General features: G+C 57.3%; 11 protein-coding genes and 1 pseudogene. 5 read left to right on the top strand and 7 right to left on the bottom strand.

Translation table 11 applies throughout. From position 1 onward, the window contains the following. Window positions 1-875, top strand: an 875-nt coding sequence (locus JYJ84_RS22505) for a helix-turn-helix domain-containing protein (RefSeq protein ID WP_205189488.1), incomplete at its 5' end; no start/stop codon positions are given. 73 nt (window positions 876-948) lie between these two features. On the opposite strand, the gene JYJ84_RS22500 is transcribed toward JYJ84_RS22505, so the two are convergent. Beyond that, window positions 949-1,335, bottom strand: coding sequence for a nuclear transport factor 2 family protein (locus tag JYJ84_RS22500; RefSeq protein ID WP_164462765.1), 387 nt, complete (start codon window positions 1,333-1,335; stop codon window positions 949-951). 452 nt (window positions 1,336-1,787) lie between these two features. Between JYJ84_RS22500 and JYJ84_RS22495 the strand changes: the two genes are divergently transcribed. Genes JYJ84_RS22495 through JYJ84_RS22480 form a run of 4 tightly spaced genes read left to right on the top strand, consistent with a single transcriptional unit; the run spans window position 1,788 to window position 4,030 of the window. Continuing rightward, window positions 1,788-3,011: an MFS transporter gene (locus JYJ84_RS22495; protein ID WP_122948424.1), complete on the top strand. Its 1,224-nt coding sequence runs from the start codon at window positions 1,788-1,790 to the stop codon at window positions 3,009-3,011. A 38-nt stretch (window positions 3,012-3,049) separates the two neighbouring features. Then, the gene (locus tag JYJ84_RS22490; protein ID WP_122948423.1) at window positions 3,050-3,298 is read left to right on the top strand and encodes a hypothetical protein; all 249 of its coding nucleotides are present in this window, start codon (window positions 3,050-3,052) and stop codon (window positions 3,296-3,298) included. Beyond that, a complete protein-coding gene (locus JYJ84_RS22485; RefSeq protein WP_122948422.1) occupies window positions 3,295-3,801 on the top strand; it encodes a disulfide bond formation protein B in 507 nt (168 codons plus the stop codon). The genes JYJ84_RS22490 and JYJ84_RS22485 overlap by 4 nt, the downstream gene beginning before the upstream one ends. A gap of 46 nt (window positions 3,802-3,847) precedes the next feature. After that, window positions 3,848-4,030 carry a hypothetical protein gene (locus tag JYJ84_RS22480; protein WP_122948421.1) on the top strand — a complete coding sequence of 61 codons (183 nt, stop codon included), beginning with the start codon at window positions 3,848-3,850 and terminating at the stop codon, window positions 4,028-4,030. Between the two features lie 156 nt (window positions 4,031-4,186). Here the strand turns inward: JYJ84_RS22480 and JYJ84_RS22475 are convergent, their stop codons facing one another. The 6 genes and pseudogenes from JYJ84_RS22475 to JYJ84_RS22450 form a co-directional block, all read right to left on the bottom strand. Beyond that, a complete protein-coding gene (locus JYJ84_RS22475; protein WP_122948420.1) occupies window positions 4,187-4,438 on the bottom strand; it encodes a PAAR domain-containing protein in 252 nt (83 codons plus the stop codon). A 30-nt stretch (window positions 4,439-4,468) separates the two neighbouring features. Beyond that, the gene (locus JYJ84_RS22470) at window positions 4,469-5,338 is read right to left on the bottom strand and encodes a hypothetical protein (RefSeq protein ID WP_164462764.1); all 870 of its coding nucleotides are present in this window, start codon (window positions 5,336-5,338) and stop codon (window positions 4,469-4,471) included. Next, entirely contained in the window at window positions 5,322-5,849 is a 528-nt protein-coding gene (locus tag JYJ84_RS22465; protein WP_164462763.1) for a hypothetical protein, read from the bottom strand. Before JYJ84_RS22465 ends, JYJ84_RS22470 begins: the two co-directional genes overlap by 17 nt. A 71-nt stretch (window positions 5,850-5,920) precedes the next feature. Continuing rightward, window positions 5,921-6,146 (bottom strand): annotated as a pseudogene (locus JYJ84_RS22460) (PAAR domain-containing protein); the annotation flags it as partial. A 21-nt stretch (window positions 6,147-6,167) separates the two neighbouring features. Beyond that, complete coding sequence (locus tag JYJ84_RS22455) at window positions 6,168-6,740, bottom strand: lysozyme inhibitor LprI family protein (RefSeq protein WP_175222105.1); 573 nt, start codon at window positions 6,738-6,740, stop codon at window positions 6,168-6,170. Window positions 6,741-6,748: 8 nt separating this feature from the next. After that, on the bottom strand, window positions 6,749-7,932 hold a 1,184-nt coding region (locus JYJ84_RS22450; protein WP_240201888.1), incomplete at its 5' end, for a pesticin C-terminus-like muramidase.

The raw sequence follows: 7,932 nt of genomic DNA, 5'->3' as shown, positions 1-7,932 counted from the left end.
GCAACATCTCGGTCGGTAAATGGACCTACCGTCATCCGGGGAGCGCGGCCGTTCCACTCTCGTACACGCTGAACCGTTCGACGGCGTTCATTCGGCGAGACGGGATGGACAACTATTCGTTCAACCTCCGGGACGCGGGAATCGTGCGCGGGGAAATCGATGGAAGGCCGGTGTTCGTACAGCCCGGGGACATCCTCGTCGTCGACCAGGCTCGTCCTTATCACCGTGAAATCCAGGCCGGCGACGCGGTCACGCTGCTGGTCGCGCGCGACATGCTGCCGAACCTGCCGTCGAGCGTCCACGGCACCCTCTTCAGTGGCGGCATCAGCCAGCTCCTCGACAGCTATCTGAGGAGCCTGCTCGACCAGATCGGCACGCTGTCGCAAGCGGAAACGCTGCATGCCGAGCAGGCGACGCTGAGCCTGGTGAAGGCGATGCTCAGCCCGACCGCCCAACAGATGTCGAATGCGCACAATGCGTTGCTGTCGACCCTGTACGTGAAGATCAAGGAATACATCCGTCAGAACCTCGAATCGCCGGACCTGTCGCCGGATCGAATCTGCAAGGCAATCGGCATCTCGCGCTCGAATCTGTACCGGTTATTCGAGCAGGACGGCGGTGTCGCGAATTACATCCGCAAACGCCGCCTGCTTGCGATTCACCGCGTGCTGATGTCGCCCGAGCGCTCCCGGCACCGGATCGGCGATCTGGCCTACCGGTACGGCTTCAACAGCAACACGCAACTCAGCCGCGCGTTCAGGCTGGAGTTCGGTCACGCACCGAGCGACACGCGCATCGTCGCGGAGAACGCGCAGCATCGCTTGCAACGACACACGGATACCGACTACAACGGCTGGCTCGCGCAGATTCGCTGAACGACGTGGCGAACACCGCGCGCGACGGCCCGGCGTGCGGTGCACCGGGCCGTACAGGCATCCTGCCGGGCGGTCAGGCGAACGCTGCCACGGCGGCAGCCGTGTCCTCGAAGATCCGATAGTGGCGGATCACGTTGCCCTCGATTTGCGCAACGACGGTGAAGTCGCTCTTGAAGGCCCGACCGGTCTTGCGCACGCGATGCTGCATGTAGCCGTACGCGAACACGTAGTCGTCGGCTTCGGCCCATTGGCGGATCTCGAACTGCTCCGTCTCGAACTGCTCGGCCAGCGTGCCGAGCAGGCGTTCGACACCGACCTTGCCGACGAAGCGCCCGTAGATCGGCAGGCTCTCGGGGCCCTGCGGCTCGAACACGGTTGCGTCGTCGATGACCGCGAGCGCGCCCGGTACGTCACGGGCGCCGACCTTCGAGAAGAACTGTTGCAGCGGATTGAGTGCCATACGAACCTCCATGATCGGTGAATGGCAAAGCGGGATTGTCGAGACCGGCCCCCGCCGCGACGCCGGTATGTCGCCATGCCGACGGCCAGGATTCGAACCGCGCGAGCGTGCCGCCGACATGCGCCCTGCCGGCCGCGTCGACAGGCGGGAGTGGGCTGCGTGTGATGGTATGAAAGGGGCGGCCGCAACCGTTAGCGTTTTTGTCCCAACGCATCGACGATCCGTTTCCGTGCACTCGTCCGCACCGCGCGCCGTGTGGGTGGGACGCACCGTCCATCCATTGAGACGCGCCGGCTAACCGTTGCGCATCGCATTCGGTACATTTCCCTCCGTCGTTGACTTCGCAGCGCGGGCCGCCTCACGCGCGTTGAAGTGTCCCGGGAGCGGTCAGCACGACCCGCGTGCACCACCCCGCCTGCTTTCTTCATGCCGGTTCGCTAGCAGTCACCCTCATGAGTCTCGAACAACTGTCCCCGCTACAGCGCGCCCCGCAGCCCCTCGCGGTAGCCCATGCCACGCTGACGCGTCCTGTCACGCTGCTGTTCGCGACGACGGCGGGATTCGCCGTCGCCAACGTCTACTATGCGCAGCCGCTGCTCGACACGCTCGCGCGCCAGTTCGACATCTCGCGCGCCGCCATCGGCGGCATCATGACGATCACGAGCGTCTGCTACGGGCTCGGCCTCCTGCTTCTCGTGCCGCTCGGCGATCTGTGGGATCGGCGCCGGATGATCCTGATCCAGACGGTCGTCTGCGCGCTCGCGCTGCTGGCCATCGCCACCGCCACGCGCACGTCCGTGCTGTTCGCCGGCATGGCGCTGATCGGCTTTCTGAGCGTCGTCACGCAGGTGCTCGTGTCGTTCGCGGCAGGGCTCGCCGAGCCGGCGGAACGCGGGCAGGTCGTCGGCACGGTGACGAGCGGCATCGTGCTCGGCATTCTGCTCGCGCGCACGTTCTCGGGCGCGATCGCCGACTTCGCGGGATGGCGCGCGGTGTATTTCACGTCGGCCGGCGTCATGCTGCTGCTTGCCGTCGTCCTGTCGCGCGTCCTCCCGCTTCATCGTCTTCCGGGTGTTGCCGAGCCGTATCCGCGCCTGATCGCGTCGGTATTTGCACTCTTCGCGCAAGAGCGCGTGCTGCGTGTGCGCGCATTCATCGCCTTCCTTCATTTCGCGGCCGCGATGACGCTCTGGACGCCGATGGTGCTGCCGCTCAGTGCGCCGCCGCTGTCGCTGTCGCATACGGAGATCGGGCTGTTCGGGCTCGCGGGCGCGGCAGGCGCGCTAGGCGCCGCACGCGCCGGCCGTCTCGCCGATCGCGGCTTTGCGCAATGGACCTCCGGCGTCGGGCTCGCGCTGATGCTCGTGTCATGGGTGCCCACGGCGCTCGTGATGCATTCGCTCGCGGCACTCGTCGTGGGCGTCATCGCGTTCGACCTCGGGCTGCAAGCCGTGCACGTGACCAACCAGAGCCTGATCTACGGCGTGCGTCCCGATGCACGCAGCCGCCTGACGGCCGGCTACATGCTGTTCTATGCCGCGGGCTGCGCGTCTGGATCGATCGCGTCGACCTGCGTGTATGCGCGCTTCGGCTGGGCCGGCGTCTGTACGCTCGGCGCCGCGTTCAGCGCAACCGCGCTGTTGTTCTGGTATGGGACGCTGCGCCCGCGCGCGTGATGCCCGTTTCGTTCCTCCACCCAACCTCCACTGACGATATGGATGCCAAACGCTCAGACGACTCCGTCGGCATTGAAGTGGTTCTGCGACGGCCCCGCGATCACGCACTCGACGTGCTGAACCGCATCGACGAACACACAGCCGCGCTCGCCGGCAACCGGCTGACGAGCGAACATGACCCGCGCCCGACGGTTGGCATCGACAGCGCCGCACCCGATCTAGAGCGCGAGCGCGATGTCGAACGCATGCTCGAGTCGCCGGTCAGCGCACCCGGAGCACAGCGATGAGCCCGCCGATCCTCGCCACGCGCGCGGAACGGTGGACGCTGCTGGCGATCGGCACGGCCAGCATCGCGCTCGTCGCCGGCGCGCTGTGGATCCAGCTGGCGTGGCAGGAGGATCCGTGCCCGCTGTGCATCATCCAGCGCTATCTGTTCCTGCTCATCGCACTATTCGCCTTCGTGGCGGCAGCGGGCGGACGCGGCGTTGCGGGGCTACGTGCACTCTCGCTGGCCACGGCGCTGGCAGGCGCGGCGGTCGCCGTGCGGCATATCTATGTACAGGCTCACCCGGGATTCAGTTGCGGCTTCGATGCGTTGCAGCCGGTGGTCGACAGTCTGCCGCCAGCGCACTGGCTGCCGCTGGTTTTCAAGGTGAGCGGGTTGTGCGAAACACCGTATCCCCCGATTCTCGGGCTGTCATTGCCGATGTGGGCGTTGGTGGGGTTTGCCGCGATTGCGGCAGCGCTCGGCTGGCGGATACGCGCACAAGCGGTCATACGCACCGCCTGATTCCTCCATGTGACGGGCGGAAGTGCGGTTTGATCGAGCGGTACCCGTGTCCGCACAGCGCCGTCAAAAACACCGTGACATTCAAGGCCTCGCGCTGCTGTGCTGCTCGAAGGCGCCGTGCGATCTCGAAATCGACGTGCGTGAAATCGCTGGCGCCGACGGCGGCGAGACGGCGGCCCAGAGACGACAAAAATGTGGGCTCGCAGAAAAGGTGTCGTTGGCCGTCTAGAAAAATCAGAGACTTGGACATTTCTTCTGAGACAAGTTAAGAAGACTCGTCGCAGATAAGCTGTCCTATAGCCGAAGATTGGTCAGAAAAGTCGTCTGCGGCAAATTCACGTTGACGCACCCCATCCGCCGCCTTCAGCAATTCACCGATCACCGCTCAGATGAGGCTTGAAATCAGGTGGCAGCCACACGTGGCGCGATGGCCGTGCCGTGCGATCGGAACGCCGTTATCAGTCATCGACGAATCGCCTTCCTCGATAACGTTGGGTGATACATTGGGGTGCTGCGGGCACGACACATAGTCTCCTTTGCGGGCGACGTAGCGGCCATCAAAACGCATGGTCGTGGAGCCGGTTTCAACTTTGCCGCCGTGGTCGGTATCGTCGCCGACGCGGATCAGGTTCATCATGATTTACTCCGTAGACGACGGTTTAGAAAATCAATGATCCTTCCCGCAATAATTTATATCTTCGCATTTTATCCACTTCTCAATGGTCGCGCCATTTTTTGGCGTGTATTTGATTTTAATATATCCATTTTTAACGTACCCATTGGTAGATATCTCATCACCTTTTATCAAATACGCCCTTCTCACCCCTTGAGAAGATGGCTGATCGTACAAGTACGCGCGATCAACGACGACATCAAGATTCTTAAATTCGATTATGTCGGTAGGCGAGCTCCATGTAGCGAATATTTTGTTTGAAATTGACATCAATTTGATCTTCTCGGTGGTGCTGACGTTGTAAAAGTAATCAGGGTTGTATTTTTTGAGGGGGACGCCATTCTCTGTGAGTACAATGATTCCATTTTCATCAATCGCATAAATGGTATCGTAGCAATATGGATCGCTGTTTTGGGACGGAGTTTTGTCCAGCAATAAAAATGAGCTTCTGTCAACCATTTTACGATCTGCTGGTTTGCACATCGGATGAGGCGCCATAATATCGGGTATTGTTGGGCTAAGATTTGATGAGAATAGTGAGCGAGAAAAGTAGCGGCCCGCCTCCAACCCAATTACGGTTCCGTTTTTGTTGACAAACCAGTTTTTGTTATTTTGCTCGGTGCAATTGCAAGAGCATGAGATCAATGCCCAGTTACTTTTTTTGCTCCACGATATTTGAACGGGCGAGTTTGGACAAAGGATTTTTGCTTCCGATATGCTGTTTGGCACGATTGTTGTGCACTCATCCCCGCTACCACACTCAATAGCGCGTGATTTTTCATCGGCAATCGCACTCGTTGCGATCGAGATGGCGAAGCAGGCAATCAGCAATTTGATTAAGTAAATTTTACAATCCGCAAACATTTTTTTCTGCCTTCCCGTCAAGAAGTTTGAAGTTTGAATTTTCTCGTGGATTATCTTTTTCACCCTTTATGGGAGGGTGCGGGTAAACTTTTTGTTGAATTATTCCCATGCGTCGGCTGGTCGAGTCAAACACCCATTTTGGGGTCGCTTTTTTTGCTCTTTCTTGAACGGCAATTTTTAGAAGGTCAATTTGGGTGGATGGCTTGTCTGTGGCTACGCGCGCTTGTATTTCGTGTGATGCCTTGCTTAAGTCGCCTTGCTGGACACACAAATCATACAAGGCGCAGTAGGTTACTAGCTGTACCGTCCCCATCAAATCGGAGCGAAGTCCGCGGAGAAATTTTAGGCATCGAAGAATATCATTGTGATATTTTGCGGCCGCTTGGATTTGAACTTGCTGAAATTTTTCGTTGGCGCCAATGGCCTGAAATGTTTTGATCGAATTGGCATAATTGTTATTTTGTTGCTTGACCGCCCAGCTTGATTGGGCTGCAAAGTCGCCGTGCGCCAATAATTCAGACTCCACCCGGCCACTACATTACCAGCGACTGTAACCAATCAGATGAGGCTTGAAATCAGGTGGCAGCCACACGTGGCGCGATGGCCATGTCGTGCGATCGGAACGCCATTGTCAGTCATCGAGGGGTCGCCTTCCTCAATAACCGTTGGGCGATACACTGGGGTGCTGTGGGCACGACACATGGTCTCCTTTACGGGCGACATAGGGGCCATCGAACCGCATAGTCGTGGAGCCGGTTTCAACTTTGCCGTCGTGGTCGGTGCTGTCGCCGACGCGAATCAGGTCCATCATTTATTGAGTGACCTGCACTTACCAATTTTTATAAAAATTAAGTCTAGCGGCGCATGTCTCGCGATCCTCCTGAAGCTTCACTGCCGTTATTTTACAATTTAAAGAAACATATTTTAGCCAATCCGGGTTACTTCCATCCGAAGTATTTCTTTCCAATTTCATAATCACTTTAGCTGTATCTCCGCCTTCATATAAATTTGCCATAACACCAAGTGAGCGCCTGAATTCGTCCATTCCGATCGAGGAGCTAATGTATCGAATCTCGCTTGTTCTAGATTCCGTCACCGATGTCAGACAAGACCATTTATCGATGGATGCCTCTGCGCCAGGCGAGGTGGCATCAAATGCAGAATTGCAATATTTGTCCTTGTATGCAACCCATGCCCTTTGTGCTGAAATAAGATTTTGCTTGTCTGTGGAATTGATTTTGCCAAGGGTATCGCTGTAGGTTTTGTTTAAAATGGCATCTGCGGATTTGTAATTTGCTTGCGCGCAGGCGGTTAGCTCGACGTTAGTCTGGCCGTTGCAAGCGGTTTTGGAAAATGCCGACCCAGAGATGAGCGCCATTAAAATGATGGTAATTTGTTTCATTTTTTTATTTATCTCCAGCAATCGCAAATCATGCCTTTTTCGAACAAGACCGCCTCTTTTTCGCGTCGCGTGAGTAGGCCGTCAGCGCCAGTCCCTACCCATAATGCCTTCATTGCTCGGAGTTGCGCAGCAACTTCGGGTAAATTGTTGTTCTGGATCGCTGCTCTAATGTTTCTCATGTGGACTCGTGATCTTTGTCCAGGTTTGTCTTCAAGGCTGGAGCCTCGATTGTAAACCAAGCTGAGTAGCGCACCCTGACAGTGTGGGTGTAATTTTGTGATTCCAGGAAATGCGTCAACAGTAAATTGAGCGTACCGGCGCTTAACATTTTTGGCCATCTCAAGCGCCTTTGGCTCTGAAATTTTTATATCGCCAAATGATGGAATGAAGGCACGCGCAGCATCCCCGTGCTTTCCGATGGCGGTTAGTAGCCTGGAAATCTCTGCCTCCGTAAAGAAACCTGTCAAATCGTTGCGGGCTGTCGCCTCCGGTTGTTGCCCTAGATCATAGCCATAGCCGATGGTTACGCCGCTGGATTGATCTTGGTTTCCTCCCGGCACATAAGGAGTTGAGCGATATCCCTCGATGTCGAGTATGAGGTGGAAGCCTGCCACGGATGCGTAATATGAACCCTCTGTAGTGGGAAACTCTAGAACGTCAGTTTTACATTTATCACTGCAGCCAGCCATGAAGTTTCCGATCAACCCGATCGGATGAAAATGCCACGGTCTCGGCTCTTTAGGGAGGATATTCACGTTGCTGCACTGGATGTCCTCCCACCACTGAAGCTTCTTGATACGCTCCATTTCGTTTTGCCACTTCCAGGCCATGGCCTTCATAAAGGGGGTGAGCGCAGCCCACGGCGCCATGTTGCCACCCCATTCACTCTCACTCTTCACGACCAGATGCGAGATCGCTTCGGCCGACCATGGAACATTCTGTGCATTTGCGAGTTCCGACGCCGTCACCATACCGTCGTGATCAGCGTCGATAGCCGTCTCCAGCTTTCGGATCAGTTCGCTGTTAGCCAACGTATCGGCGCTCGTCTTGAATAGTTCCTGATCCGCGCCGATTGCCAGGCCCGACACGAACAAACATCGTTTGAACATCTCGGAAGGTGTGACCGAACTGTTGTCGACCAGTTCGAATCCGGGCCAGTCCCATGGGCTACAGAGACTCACCTTGGGATGAT

Origin of the sequence: Burkholderia sp. LMG 13014 (assembly GCF_905232215.1) — a bacterium.
In the GTDB taxonomy this organism is placed as follows: domain Bacteria; phylum Pseudomonadota; class Gammaproteobacteria; order Burkholderiales; family Burkholderiaceae; genus Burkholderia.
This window is presented reverse-complemented; position numbering and strand designations above follow the sequence as displayed.